12 protein-coding genes and 1 pseudogene are annotated in these 13,130 nt (G+C 47.1%); 7 read left to right on the forward strand and 6 right to left on the reverse strand.

The annotated features are described in order from the left end of the window. Positions 1-22 precede the first annotated feature (22 nt). On the reverse strand, positions 23-556 hold the full coding sequence (locus H70357_RS03595; protein ID WP_038585871.1) for an NAD(P)H-dependent oxidoreductase: 534 nt from the start codon (positions 554-556) through the stop codon (positions 23-25). A 190-nt stretch (positions 557-746) separates the two neighbouring features. On the opposite strand from H70357_RS03595, the gene H70357_RS03600 reads away from it, so the two are divergent. Further along, on the forward strand, positions 747-1,112 hold the full coding sequence (locus tag H70357_RS03600; RefSeq protein ID WP_038585874.1) for a winged helix-turn-helix transcriptional regulator: 366 nt from the start codon (positions 747-749) through the stop codon (positions 1,110-1,112). 36 nt (positions 1,113-1,148) lie between these two features. Here the strand turns inward: H70357_RS03600 and H70357_RS03605 are convergent, their stop codons facing one another. Beyond that, complete coding sequence (locus H70357_RS03605) at positions 1,149-2,090, reverse strand: AraC family transcriptional regulator (protein WP_038585877.1); 942 nt, start codon at positions 2,088-2,090, stop codon at positions 1,149-1,151. 442 nt (positions 2,091-2,532) lie between these two features. Here H70357_RS03605 and H70357_RS03610 point away from each other — a divergent pair, with 442 nt between their 5' ends. The 6 genes and pseudogenes from H70357_RS03610 (at position 2,533) to H70357_RS03635 (ending at position 9,318) form a co-directional block, all read left to right on the forward strand. Then, positions 2,533-3,552, forward strand: coding sequence for a glycoside hydrolase family 88/105 protein (locus tag H70357_RS03610; protein ID WP_038585880.1), 1,020 nt, complete (start codon positions 2,533-2,535; stop codon positions 3,550-3,552). 12 nt (positions 3,553-3,564) lie between these two features. Further along, positions 3,565-5,727 (forward strand): 1,3-beta-galactosyl-N-acetylhexosamine phosphorylase, encoded by a 2,163-nt coding sequence (gene gnpA, locus H70357_RS03615; RefSeq protein ID WP_038585883.1) that lies wholly within the window; start codon positions 3,565-3,567, stop codon positions 5,725-5,727. A gap of 215 nt (positions 5,728-5,942) precedes the next feature. Continuing rightward, entirely contained in the window at positions 5,943-6,731 is a 789-nt protein-coding gene (gene yaaA, locus H70357_RS03620; RefSeq protein ID WP_038585886.1) for a peroxide stress protein YaaA, read from the forward strand. A 173-nt stretch (positions 6,732-6,904) separates the two neighbouring features. Then, positions 6,905-7,822, forward strand: a complete 918-nt coding sequence (locus H70357_RS03625; RefSeq protein WP_038585889.1) for an AraC family transcriptional regulator — start codon at positions 6,905-6,907, stop codon at positions 7,820-7,822. 119 nt (positions 7,823-7,941) lie between these two features. After that, a pseudogene (locus tag H70357_RS36475) lies at positions 7,942-8,526 on the forward strand (aminoglycoside phosphotransferase family protein); the annotation flags it as partial. A 222-nt stretch (positions 8,527-8,748) separates the two neighbouring features. Beyond that, a complete protein-coding gene (locus tag H70357_RS03635; RefSeq protein WP_038598536.1) occupies positions 8,749-9,318 on the forward strand; it encodes a GNAT family N-acetyltransferase in 570 nt (189 codons plus the stop codon). A gap of 79 nt (positions 9,319-9,397) precedes the next feature. On the opposite strand, the gene H70357_RS03640 is transcribed toward H70357_RS03635, so the two are convergent. From H70357_RS03640 to H70357_RS03655, 4 genes are read right to left on the reverse strand one after another with little or no spacing between them, the layout of a single operon-like run. Then, positions 9,398-10,849 carry a Sapep family Mn(2+)-dependent dipeptidase gene (locus H70357_RS03640; RefSeq protein ID WP_081965670.1) on the reverse strand — a complete coding sequence of 484 codons (1,452 nt, stop codon included), beginning with the start codon at positions 10,847-10,849 and terminating at the stop codon, positions 9,398-9,400. After that, positions 10,846-11,850, reverse strand: a complete 1,005-nt coding sequence (locus tag H70357_RS03645; protein ID WP_038585891.1) for an aldo/keto reductase — start codon at positions 11,848-11,850, stop codon at positions 10,846-10,848. Before H70357_RS03645 ends, H70357_RS03640 begins: the two co-directional genes overlap by 4 nt. Positions 11,851-11,861: 11 nt before the next feature. Continuing rightward, on the reverse strand, positions 11,862-12,227 hold the full coding sequence (locus tag H70357_RS03650; RefSeq protein WP_038585893.1) for a tautomerase family protein: 366 nt from the start codon (positions 12,225-12,227) through the stop codon (positions 11,862-11,864). Positions 12,228-12,272: 45 nt separating this feature from the next. Beyond that, a complete protein-coding gene (locus tag H70357_RS03655; RefSeq protein WP_052091799.1) occupies positions 12,273-13,106 on the reverse strand; it encodes a MetQ/NlpA family ABC transporter substrate-binding protein in 834 nt (277 codons plus the stop codon). Positions 13,107-13,130 lie beyond the last annotated feature (24 nt).

Below are 13,130 nucleotides of genomic sequence, written 5' to 3' on the forward strand. Positions count from 1 at the left end.
CCCCTGTTGTATTTGTATTTAGTTACTTTTGGTGCTTAAAGATATAGTTGATATATTCTTTTGCACTATTATTAATTTCTTCATCGCTGGCTTGAAATGAAGCTCCGAAGACAGCAAAGTAGGGGAGTGCGACTGCACCTACATGTATTGTACTGGCTTTGAAAGGCGCGATCATTTCATCCACGGTAAAAGAAACAGAACCCTCCGGCAAATAATTTTCTTTTTTATCGCCGATGGACATGGCAAGCCCTAACCTCTTCCCTTTAAGCTTGTCACCTTTTGAACCATAAGCCCACCCGTAAGCAAAAACATCGTCAAACCATTTTTTTAATAGTGGAGGATAGCTGTACCAATACAATGGAAATTGAAAGATAATATGATTATAGGCTTCTAATAAATTTTGCTCTCCAGGAACATCTATATTCCAGTTAGGATACTCTTTGTAAATCTCATGAACTGTAATATCGCTTGGATATTGCAGCAATTCTTTTTTCCATCGCTGGTTGACCCTTGAAGCCTCAAGGTTCGGGTGTGCCAGAATCACCAGTGTTTTCATTGGGAATCTCCCTTCACAGGCCTGTATTTTTTTGAATATCATCATTATCTTGCAGGCCCCAAAAAAAGAAAATACACACAATAAAGTAAGATGGTTACTTCAAAGTACGTACTGGACTCGGAAAAAAATATATGCAACAATGAATTTTTAGACCTGTGTTATAAGATCGTCATTAACGAGGTGTTATTCAATGAAGCAATATCATCTGGGCATAGAGGCAACACTTGAAATCATCGGTGGAAAGTGGAAATCTCTGATCATCTGCTTACTGATGCCCGGTGCGAAGAGAACAAGCGAATTACAGCGCAATATTCAAGGCATTTCACAAAAGGTTCTGATCCAGCAGCTTCGGGAACTTGAGGCGGATGGACTCGTCAGAAGATATGTATACCCGCAGATGCCGCCAAAAGTCGAATATAGCCTCACGGAATATGGAGTTACAGCCAATAAGATCGTTGACGTTATGTGTACTTGGGGAAAAGAGAACATTAAAATGAGACAACGGCAAGGAGAAGATATCGTCTTGCTGGAGGATAAGTCACCGGAACCATTTTGAAGATCGGAAAGATTACTAGAACCATATACACCCACCTCACACCCACCCCGTAAACTCCAATATCGACGCCTTCGCCGACTGTGCTTCGGACTGTGCCCCTTTACGCCATTGTTTGGGCGACTCTCCCAGGAGCCTGGAGAAGCAGCGGTTGAAGCTGGAAATAGAACGAAATCCGACCTGCTCAGAGATCGAGAGAATGGAATCATCCGTGCTTTTTAGCTGCTTGCAGGCCTCTTCGATTCGGGTGCTGCTCAGGAAATCGAGAGGTGCCGTTCCCATAATTTCATGGAATTTTCTGCGGAAATGCGTTGTGCTTAAGTGGCATGAATCCGCCAGGAAATCAATGGTGATGGGGGTCATATAGTTTTTCGTGATATACTCCAGAGCTGGCGAAATGGCGAAATAGCCCTTCATACTATGCTCAGTTTCTTGTTCAGCCAGCGGTTCATTTGTGGAATGAATTCTAAGCAATTCTATATAGAGAGACAGCAACAATCCGTAAGCGCTTTCTTGGTAGTAGGGCTTCTGCTGCTTGAGCTCCTCTACGACCGACGTGGCAAGAGAATAGACCTTGGGATATTGCTCCTTATTCAAAATACAGTTCTTTCCCTGCACTCTCCACAGGTTCGGCTCGAAGCTGCTGTAGGCACTTTTGAAGGAATGCTGAAACAGCTCCTCCGGTGAAAAAAAGAGATAGGACCACAGACTCGCCGTATCAGGCGAACTGTACGTGGTATGGGGGAGATATCTGGGGAGGAAGGTCACATCTCCGGCTTTAAAGGGGACGGCTTCTCCTTTGATCTCCATAATGCCGCTATCTGAATAGCAAATGCCAATCTCCAAATGGTTATGGAAATGGAGATGTTCGCTTTTGATATCGGAAATCCTCCAGCGGTCGCCGCTTAACAGCAGGACAGGGAAATGGATAGGCAAGCTGTAATGGCGGTACTCGATGACAGGTTTCTTTTTTCTGGGCATATTCGCTGCTCCCATTCCATTACTTGAATTTGTGTTGGTTGGAGGTGAATAATAGGTAACTTCAACTATATAGATTGAATTTAAGAATATAAACTTAGGGAAAAGTGGCGGAAGGGAATTTTGGAACTGTAGGAGCGATAGCGTCCGCCTTTAGGTTTGGATTTCTACCGCGAATCGCGGTTAAATTCAGGAAATCCAAACCTAACAGCGGCCGAAAGTCCAAACATTCTCTGGAGTCACTGCCAACCCCAAAGTAGAAAAACCACAAGTTCAATCTATATAGCTCTCTTCAACAAATGGTTGAAATTGCGCAGTTTTGCTGCGAATGTGCTTAGATGTATACCATTATACTGCTTACAATAGAGTATATAAAGCGTTTACAATAAGACGGACGGCTCTAAAGGCGCCTTTGGGGGCGTGTGCGAAGGAGAGGGGAATATAGATGCTTCAAATCAATTATGACAGGGAAGAAATATTAAGCGTTATCGACAAAGTCACCAGAAAAACACTCGCGATGGATTTAACGTGGGACTGGCCTTGCGGGGTGGCTTATTATGGGGTATCCAGAGCCTATCAGACCACAGGAAATAAAGAGTATTTGGATATGCTTGTCCAGTGGGCAGATGAATATATCGAGCTGGGCCTGCCGGACTGGACGGTAAACACCTGTGCCATGGGCCACATGCTGATCACCTTGTATGAAGAGACTGGCAACCAGAAATATTGGGATATTGTGATGAGCAAGGTGAATTATATCCGCAGTAATGCGCTGAGGTTTGGGGACAATGTGCTGCAGCATACCGTATCTGTGTCGAATGATTTTCCGGAGCAGGCCTGGGCGGATACGTTGTTTATGGCGGCATTTTTTCTGCTCCGCGTAGGAAGCAAGCTAAATGATCAGGAAATGATCCAGGATGCCCTGAATCAATATTACTGGCATATCAAATACCTGCAGGACCCTAGCAGCGGATTCTGGTACCACGGCTACAATAACATCAAGCAGGATCACATGTCCGGATTATATTGGGGTAGAGCGAATGCTTGGGGCGCCTACACCATGTCGCAGGTCAAACCGCTTTTGAAGGACTGGTATTTGTATCCGCAGTGTATGGATGTAGAATGTTCACTCCGGGATCAGCTGGCGGCGCTCAAGCTTGTTCAGACGGCGAACGGTTTGTGGCGGACGGTGCTGGATGACGAAGAGTCCTATGAAGAAGTATCCGCCTCTTGCGGGATTGCGGCGGCTATGATCAATAACGGCAATCCGCTGCATACCAAATATGTGCAAAAGGCTCTGAAAGGTATCTTGGACAATATCAGCGAAGATGGGCGGGTACTGGGTGTATCGGGCGGAACAGCGGTGATGAAAGACCGGGAAGGGTATCGCAATATCCCCAAAGACTGGATTCAGGGCTGGGGTCAAGGCTTAGCACTCGCTTTTCTGTCCGATATGCTTAAATAGGAGGGAACCAGGTTGTCCAATCTAACCAAGGGAGCCTTTACCCTGCCGGGAGAATCCGGTTATGAGGCGCTGACCCTGAAACTCGCTGAACGGTGGGGTGCCGATGTCATCCGTGACAGTGACGGCACGCAATTGTCCGATGAGATTATAAATGCAGGATACGGTATCTACTCTACAATCTGTATCATTAGGGAACATAATGTGTGGGCGTCGCAAAATCCGGATAAGCTGCAGCAGTGTTTTTTAATTACGAATCCAAAGGTGGCTGTACAAGATTATGTATCCATCTATCTGATGGAGGATTTTTTTGCTGAACAATTCAGAGTGAATGATTCCAAAGAGGCATTTAAATATTGGCAGGTTGTAGACCGGACGACCGGGGAGGAAGTTCCGAGAGAACAGTGGAATTATGATCGGGAATCGGGAAATATAGTCCTTACCGGAATTGCTCCGTGGCATAAATACACGGTCAGCTTCATGGCTTACCGGATCTGGGAAGAGATCTCCATGTACAATCATACGACGAATAACTGGGATAAAGAGCATTTGATGCAGATTGATCCCATCTATCCGGAAACGCAAAAGTATCTGCTGGACTGGATGGAAAACTGGTGTGTACAGCATAAGGAAACAACGGTTGTCCGGTTTACTTCGCTTTTTTATAATTTCGCCTGGATCTGGGGCAGCAGTGAGCGCAACCGCCATCTGTTCTCGGACTGGGGTTCATACGATTTCACGGTAAGTTCAAGAGCGCTTGATCTGTTCGCCAAGAGATATGGATATTCGCTGACTGCCGAGGATTTTGTGAATGGCGGCAAATATCGCGTCAGTCACATCCCGGCTGAGCAGCGCAAGCTCGACTGGATGGCCTTTATCAATGATTTTGTAATCGGATATGGCAAGCAATTAATTGACATTGTACATCGGCACGACAAACTAGCGTATGTCTTCTATGATGATAGCTGGGTTGGCGTCGAGCCTTACAATGAACGCTTTCAGGAGTTTGGCTTTGACGGGATGATTAAATGCGTGTTCTCGGGTTATGAGGCACGGCTGTGCTCAGGTGTAAAAGTAGATACGCATGAGATCCGGCTGCATCCGTATCTTTTTCCGGTTGGGCTAGGCGGACTTCCTACCTTTATGGAGGGCGGCGACCCCACGCTGGATGCCAAAAAGTACTGGATCAACATCCGGCGCGCGCTCCTGCGGGAGCCTATTGACCGGATCGGACTGGGCGGGTATTTACATCTGGTAGAGCCTTACCCGGATTTCTGCGATTACATCGAAAAGATTGCCAACGAATTTAGACAAATTAAAGAGCTGCATCAACAAGGCAAACCTTATCAAATAAAGACGAGAGTAGCCATTCTGCACGCTTGGGGTAAATTAAGATCGTGGACATTGTCCGGCCATTTCCATGAAACGTATATGCATGATTTGATTCATATTAATGAGGCTTTATCCGGATTGCCGGTTGATGTGCAGTTCATTGATTTTGAGGATATCCGTCAGGGCGTACTGCAGGATTGTGATGTCGTGATCAATGCCGGCTCTGCCGGATCTGCCTGGAGCGGCGGGGACTACTGGAAGGACAACAAGTGTGTGGATATACTGACCAAATGGGTGTATGAGGGCGGTGCTTTTATCGGGATTAACCAGCCTTCGGCGGTCGATGGCTATGACAGCTACTTCAGAATGGCACATGTTCTAGGTCTGGATGAGGATACCGGCTCCAGGATTGCTCATGGAAAATGGACTTATGAGACTCGGGACGAGTACAGCTTGGTGCCTGAAGGGGCCAGCATAACACCCAAGAATAGCATTTATCTTACCGACGGGTCAGCTGCGGTAATGGATGAAACGGGTGGCAGGATCACACTGTCTACTCATGCCTTCGGTAAAGGCAAGGGGATCTACCTTCCTTCGTTCGAGTTCAGCTTTGCGAATACAAGATTGCTGCTGAATCTGATCCGCTATGCGGGCAATGAGTTACATGAAATGAAGTACATTACGGATAACTTATTTACAGAGTGTGCCTATTATCCGGAAAGTAAAATGCTGGTTGTGATTAACAATAGTGATCAGCTTCAAAGTACTACGATTGATATGGAGTATGGGCAACAAACGTTGGAGTTAGCTCCGTATGACACGATTATCTCAACTATTGGCGAATAAATAACATTCAAAAAGCTCAAGCCTGCGGCTATATGCCGATGCTTGAGCTTTTTGCTGCAATGCAGCGGTTCACCAGTGCTTATAAATAGTAGGGAGGGTACCGTTTCGGTGAACATTATTTCTGCTGTAAACTCAATGATCGGGCCCTATGAGAGTGAATTGTGATAGGATAAGGGTACATTTATTTTCCCCACGGGGCAAGAAAAGGGAGCAACATGAGAATTATTATTTCGCCTGCCAAAAAGATGAAGCCGGACACGGATGTATTCACTAGCCGCCAGATGCCGCAATTTATAAACGAGTCGGAAATTCTACTGGCCACATTAAAAAAGCTGAACTATGAAGAAGCAAAATCCCTATGGAAATGCAATGATGCTATCACCACGCTGAATGCCCAGCGGATTGAGAATATGGATTTAACCCGCAATTTGGTACCTGCTCTCTTCGCCTACGAAGGGATTCAGTACCAATACATGGCACCGGGGGTGCTACAAACGGAGGAGCTGGAGTATCTTCAGCAGCATTTACGGATCTTGTCGGGGTTCTACGGGATACTCCGGCCGTTTGACGGGGTTGTTCCATACAGACTGGAAATGCAGGCCAAGCTGGCCGGACCGGGCTTCAGTTCGATTTATGGATTTTGGGGCAGAAAACTGGCCGATCAGCTTCTTGCGGAGAGCGGCTGCATTCTGAATTTAGCCTCTAAGGAATACAGCAAATGCATTTCCCCTTATCTGGGCAGAGATGTTCGAATGGTTACTTGTGTATTCGGGCAGCACATCGGTGGTAAGGTGATCGAAAAATCAACCCTGGTCAAGATGGCCCGAGGTGAAATGGTACGCTTCATGGCTGAGCGGCAAATCAGGTGCGTGGAGGATATCAAAGGGTTTACCGGGTTTGATTTCGAATTTGTGGATGAGTTGTCAAATGAGAGCACCTATGTGTTTATACAAAAAGTTACGAAAACTGGTGGTAATAAAGTCTGTACAGGAACAGGAAATTGATTGAAGGAATTAAAACAGTTAAAAAGCTCAAGCCTGCGGCTATATGCCCGGTGCTTGAGCTTTTTGCTGCAATAGACCCGTTCACCCGTACTTATTTATAAGCGCTTATAATGGATGCAAATAATGTATAATTTTAGTAAACAATAAATACATAGATATTGGGGAATTGATAGATGAATAATGACTATTTGAATAGAATTGATAACGTAATTAAATACATTAAGGAAAATAGCAATCAAAAACTCACTCTCGATATATTGGCTGGCGTTTCAAATTTTTCGAAATATCATTTTACAAGAATATTTACCTCTATAGTCGGTGTGACTCCAGTTGCGTTTGTAAATCAAGAGCGTTTACAAAAGGCTGTTTATCTTTTGGCTGAAACTAATAAGACTATTCTAGAAATTTCAAATCAATGCGGTTTCGAATCGGTGTCCACCTTCAATGCGCTCTTTAAGAAGCACTATGGCAAGACCCCAAGGGACGTTAGAAATAGTGTAAGGGAGAATAGCAATATTTCATTACACTTCAGCAATAAGCAAGAAGAGTTCTCTCAGCTTGAGGCTTACAATGGGATTGGGAGAAATCACATTCTGAAGAGGGCGTGGGAAAACGTGATCACAATCAAAGAACTTCCTGAATATGAAGTGGCATATGTTAGGCATGTCGGGAGTTACTTGGATACTCATGTTGCATGGGACAAGTTGGGACGTTGGGCAAGCTGGCAGGGACTTACTCCGAACAATCATTATTTTATCGGAATATCGTTGGATGATGGAAATCTCGTAGAAGAATTTGCTTGCCGATACGATGCTTGTGTCACATTACCAAGTGGATTCGAGAGATCCGGACATACAAAACATGTGGAATTCAAAACACTATCCGGTGGAATGTATGCTGTATATCCATACTACGACACAATCGATAAATTTGTTCTCGCCTATCAAAATGTATTCAGTCTATGGTTACCGGACAGTGAGTATGATGCCGACGATAGGCCATGCCTCGAATTCTGTATGAATGATCCTGCTAAGGATAAGGAAGGGAAATGTAAAGTGGATTTATATATACCGGTCAAGAAGAGAATTTAAATAACCATATGGAAGGAAGATGATGATTGGGATCTCCTATAGGGATCGTGGATTGGGTAGAAAAAAATGAAAATATGGATGAATTATTAAAGCAAGAAGAGACCTTAACCACACATGTAATGGATCATGGCTTTGAAGCTGAAGTTATGAAGATAAGTTCAGATAAAGAGAGCTTTGTATTGAAAGTATGGAATAAGAGCTCAAGACCTGATGTTAGTTTTCAATTTCATTTATTGAATGCCCTTTTTGAAAGAGGATTATCAGTCTCTAAGCCATTGGGCTGGGGGGTAAATCCAAATGCAGATAAGGTGCTGTTGACTACCTTTGACGGGATGCCGGTTAATGAACTGAATGAAAAGAAAATGATTGATATTGCGAATATATTATCAAGGATACATCAAATTCATGTAGAAGAGATTGGAAATATACATCTTCCCAAGTACGATTTCATTGATTATTTTTTTCCTGGAGTAAGGGAACAGGATGACTTGAATAGCGCATTAATTTCTCTTGTGCATATCAGTCAAATCAAGCTGGATCGGATCATTCATGGTGATTTCCATTTAGGAAATATTCTAGAGGAAAATGACCGATACACCGTAATTGATTGGACGAACGGACAATTAGGGGATTCCAGATATGATTTTGCGTGGTCACTTACTCTACAAAAAATATACATCTCAGAGCGATATGCACATGTGTTTCGTTCCGCTTATCTGTTAGATAATGATATTCAGCAGAATGAGTTTGAAGTTTTTGAGGCGTTGGCTTGTCTTAGGTGGATATTACTTCATAGAAACGGTGGCGTACCCAAAGGGATTAATACGATAGAGAGGGTAAAAGGGTTAATAGCCAAAAATTCATTCTTAAAAGAGCTGGAGTTTAGAGATTTATCAATTAAAAAGAAGATTTGGAGCGGTGACGGAATGAACATTGAAGCAGTTTATGAGCAGTTTCCTAGCCTGAAGTCAGATAATTTCGTATTGAAGAAGATTGAAGATCATCATCTTGAGGAAGTTTTTGAAATCTATAACAATGACAAAGTATTTGAATACTGTGGCATAATACCCAAACACAATAAAGATACTGTAAAAAATATGATTGGCCATTTTGAGAGAGATTATAATAAAAGGTCAAGGGTTAAATGGGGGGTATTCGCCAGCCCTGAACCCGATCGGTTGCTTGGAATTATTGAAGCTGCCGACTTTAATCAAAAGGTAAATGCTGTGACGATTGGCTACTTTTTATCGGAAGCACATTGGGGCAAAGGTATTGCTAGCGAAGCGTTAAAAATATTAATCGATTTTTTGTTTATGGATGTCAACGTCAACAGAATTCAAGCTGAAGTGATGCCACTAAATGAGACTTCAAAGAAGGTATTATTGAAGAATGGCTTCATCAAAGAAGGAACATTAAGACAAGCGACACTATGGGCAGGTAAAGGAATCATCGATTTAGAGATATACAGTATTTTAAAAGAAGAATATGTAAAATGATAAAAAGCTTCTCCAATCGGGTTCCATGCCAGTGGAGACAACAGGAAGCACCGGCCTTTCAGGCCGGTGCTTCACTCTGTTAATTTTGTTCTTTCTCCCCGCTTAACAGCTTGTCTATCACAAGAACCGCCTTAACATAAATCTGGAAGGCCTCCCATATGGTCTCCAAATACATGGCCTCGTCCGGCTGGTGACCTCCTCCTCTTCCGGCAGGAAAAGGGGAGGGCTTGTCCCGGCGCAGAGGGCCGAAGGCTGCTGCCCGTGGCAGCCATCTGGCGTGGGTAATGCCGCCCATGGCATAAGTGGGCTGGTTGGTGCCCAGCTCCCGGTTGGCCAGATCACATAGGGCCGCCGCAATGGGATCATCCGGGGCGATATAATGCGGCGGACTATCCTCCGTGCGGGTCAGCCGCATACCGTAACGGGCGGCCGCCTCTTCCAGCAACTGCTGTATACCGCTTTTCTCCTGGGTAACCCCGTAGCGGATGTCGCATAACAGGCGAAGCCTGCCGTTTTCCATATGGACGGCCGCATTGACTGTGGCTTCTCCCGACAGGTCACGGAAGGCGATGCCCAAGCCATGCCCGTAAGGACTGGCGAAGCATTCCTGCACGAAAGCCAGCGCCCGCTGCGTCCGGCTGCCCCGAACCAGCCCATGGGCGGCAAGAGCGGCTGCCAGCTTCACGGCAGCATTGTCCGTGCCATCGGGAAAGGCGGCATGTCCCGCTTTTCCCGATGCCGTAATGCGGATGCCCTCCGGCAGAGCCTCAACCGTGAAGGAACCGGGCAGCACCTGTCTTGCATGATCCGGGTCCACGTCCTGCAAGATTGCCGAGGCGGCTGCGGGAACCACATTATATTCGGTCCCGCCGCTAAAGGCCAGCAGGTTGCCGTCTGCCACTTCACCTTCGAAATCGGCACGCAGCATTCCCTTTTCGGCAAAGCACAGGGGAAAATAGGCGTCAGGCACAATCCCGAACAGAGGAGGCTCATGCCGGGACAGGAAGTGACGGATATCGCGCATGCCGTTTTCCTCATTGCAGCCGAGAAACAGATACAGCCCGTGCTGGAGGGGCAGCTTGCTGTCAGCAAAAAATTTCAGCACATAAAGCGCCGCCACAGCCGCCGCTTTATTATCCATGGCCCCACGTCCAAATAGGTAGCCATCCCGTACAAAGGGCTCGTAAGCCGGGAAGCTCCAGTCCCCGCCCTCCGGCACCACGTCCAGATGGGCGAAAAATCCGATGCTTCCCCGCTCCGAAGCTGCCAATTCCCCTTTGACACCGTAGCCGTCAAAGTCCGTCACTTCCAGCTTCTCCCGCTGCATGAGCCGGATGGCTTCGTCCAGGACAGAGCTGCAGCCTTCGCCGAAGGGCTGGGAGCTTCCGGGATTGTAAGCCAGGCCTTCGCTGTTGATGCGGATGAGCCCTTTGGCATCCTTGATCATGGCTTCCTGGTTTGCCTCAAGAAACTGAGAAATGTGCCAGTCCAGTTCCTGGCTGCTCTTCATCTCCATAGAGCTTGGCTTCATCGGCCCTGCCCGGCAGCCGTAAGATGCAGCCGGTTAAGCCGGCGGTCGATTTCCTCTATAGCACCGTCCGGGAAACGGAAGTCTGCTCCGGCCAGATTTTCATGCAGGTGGCGTTCCTTGCGGATGCCCAGAATTACATTCACATGCTCATGCTTGGCCCGCAAATATGCCACTGCCAGAGAGCTGGTGGAGATGCCGAATTCCAGCGCAAATCCCTCGAGCTCCCGGGCGAAATCAACGGCCAGCAGGAAAGCTTCTCCTTGCCACCAGCGGTCATTGTGCCGGGGATCGTCCTGGGGCAGTTGGTAATCCTTGCCGATGTGCCCGCTAAGAAGACCCTGGGCCAACGGGGAATACGCATGGAAGCTGATGCCATTGTCCTTGCACAGAGGCAGCACATCCGCCTCCGCCTCTCTGGACAACATGTTGTATTTCTTCTGTACAATGGAAATTTCCCCGTGCCCGATATAGCTTTGAATATGATGGGGTTCGCAGTTTGATGCACCGATGGCCCGTATTTTCCCTTCCTTCTTCAGCTCCATCAAGGTACCGATGGTTTCCTCAATAGGCGTCAGGAACGGCTCCATGGCCGGGTTATGAGTATAGTAAATATCGATGTAATCTGTACCCAGCCGCTTCAGGCTCTCCTCTACTTCAATGCGGATGACACGGGGGCTAAGGTTGCGCTTGACCCGGCGCCCCTCCCAGGTGAAGCGGTAGCTGCCTTCCTCATCACCCCACCACAGCCCGCATTTGGTAGACAGGATCACCTTGTCGCGTCTTCCCTTGATAGCTTGTCCAACGATTTCCTCACTGTGGCCGAAGCCGTACACGGGCGCCGTATCGATGCAGTTGATGCCTGCATCCAGTGCCGCATGGATGGCCCGGATGGATTCCCCATCGTCCGTGTCCGGGAACTGGAAGCCCCCGCCCATGCCAAAAGCGCCCAGAGTCAGGACCGAAGCCTCGATTCCACTACTGCCGATTTGCATTGTTTTCATAGCGCCGCTCCTTAAGCCTGGACCTGGTCCAGCCGCAGCTGGCCGCCTACGCCCACATTTTCATCTCCGTGTTCCTTAATAATGACGATGGTCTTCACGTTCACTCCGGCCAGTACCCGCTCCGCTGTAAGCTGGATGTTGCGGACAAGGGCACGCTTGGCTTCCACAGGTTTGCCCGGGGCTGTGTACACGAAGAAGGTAATCTCCTCGTAATCCTTCGGCGTGCTGTTGCTGCGCGGAAACTCCTGCAGGGTGATGGATTTCAGCTGGGGCGGAAGCTGCAGTGATTCCGTTACGGCGGTGCCGATTTCCTCTACAAAACGTTTTTTGTGAGCCTCATTCAGGGATGTGTTTGCCAAAACGATTACAGTTGCCATTTGGATCAGTTCTCCTTTTATATATAAGATTTTAGTAGTGCCGGATTATGAGTTGTAAGGCTTTTTCACACCGCTATAGGTTTCTAGCAGCCATTCCGCATACTCCTTGGAGGACAGAATGTTCACAACCTTATCCAGCCATTCCTTGTTTTGTTCTTCCGTGTCTTTATTGATAGCGAGAACGATACCCCCGTACTGCTTGTAAACCTCTGGGGTTTCCTGAAGCAGCGCCGTATCGATGGTGACCTCGGGATCTTTCATTTGATACACGGTAATGGAGGGAGCGGTCATGGCATCCAGATCAGCAAATGCGCCTACCCGGCTCCGGGGATCAATTTCTACGAAATTGAGCTTTTTCTTATTTTCTGTAATATCCAGCAGGGTTGGCAGATCTACACCCTCACGGAGCTTGATCAGGCCGTTGGTGGCAAGCAGCTGCAGTTCCCGGGCCCGGTTGGCGGAATCGTTGGCGATGCCGATTTTGGCACCTTCCGGAAGGCTGTCTAAGCTTTTGTGTTTTTTAGATACAAAAACCACAGGAGTCGTATAGATATTAGGACCATAGGTAATCAGGTTCGTACCATTGCTTTGGTTGAAGCTGGTCAGGTACTTCTCATTCTGAAAGTAGTTGGCGTCAATTTCGCCTTCCGCTGTGGCATTGTTCAGCGCGATGTTGTCGTTAAACACCTTCACCTCAATGTCATAGCCTTCGGTCTTCAGCTTTTCGGCCACGTAATCGATATCCGGCTGCTCACGGGCGATAACTCCGATGACGATTTGTTTGGACTGGTCACCGGAGGCGCTTTTGCCGCAGCCCGCCAACACCGACAGGGCAAGGACGATGACCAGCGACAGAGCGGTGAAGGACATTTTTTTCATAAAAGCATACCTCTTTTCTTGGGA

Origin of the sequence: Paenibacillus sp. FSL H7-0357 (genome assembly GCF_000758525.1) — a bacterium.
Classification (GTDB): domain Bacteria; phylum Bacillota; class Bacilli; order Paenibacillales; family Paenibacillaceae; genus Paenibacillus_AQ.

Excerpts from the sequence above, each read along its gene's own strand:
- H70357_RS03595 (WP_038585871.1), bottom strand. The coding sequence starts at position 556 with ATGAAAACACTGGTGATTCTGGCACACCCGAACCTTGAGGCTTCAAGG.
- H70357_RS03600 (WP_038585874.1), top strand. The coding sequence starts at position 747 with ATGAAGCAATATCATCTGGGCATAGAGGCAACACTTGAAATCATCGGT.
- H70357_RS03605 (WP_038585877.1), bottom strand. The coding sequence starts at position 2,090 with ATGCCCAGAAAAAAGAAACCTGTCATCGAGTACCGCCATTACAGCTTG.
- H70357_RS03610 (WP_038585880.1), top strand. The coding sequence starts at position 2,533 with ATGCTTCAAATCAATTATGACAGGGAAGAAATATTAAGCGTTATCGAC.
- yaaA (WP_038585886.1), top strand. The coding sequence starts at position 5,943 with ATGAGAATTATTATTTCGCCTGCCAAAAAGATGAAGCCGGACACGGAT.
- H70357_RS03625 (WP_038585889.1), top strand. The coding sequence starts at position 6,905 with ATGAATAATGACTATTTGAATAGAATTGATAACGTAATTAAATACATT.
- H70357_RS03635 (WP_038598536.1), top strand. The coding sequence starts at position 8,749 with ATGAACATTGAAGCAGTTTATGAGCAGTTTCCTAGCCTGAAGTCAGAT.
- H70357_RS03640 (WP_081965670.1), bottom strand. The coding sequence starts at position 10,849 with ATGAAGCCAAGCTCTATGGAGATGAAGAGCAGCCAGGAACTGGACTGG.
- H70357_RS03645 (WP_038585891.1), bottom strand. The coding sequence starts at position 11,850 with ATGAAAACAATGCAAATCGGCAGTAGTGGAATCGAGGCTTCGGTCCTG.
- H70357_RS03650 (WP_038585893.1), bottom strand. The coding sequence starts at position 12,227 with ATGGCAACTGTAATCGTTTTGGCAAACACATCCCTGAATGAGGCTCAC.
- H70357_RS03655 (WP_052091799.1), bottom strand. The coding sequence starts at position 13,106 with ATGAAAAAAATGTCCTTCACCGCTCTGTCGCTGGTCATCGTCCTTGCC.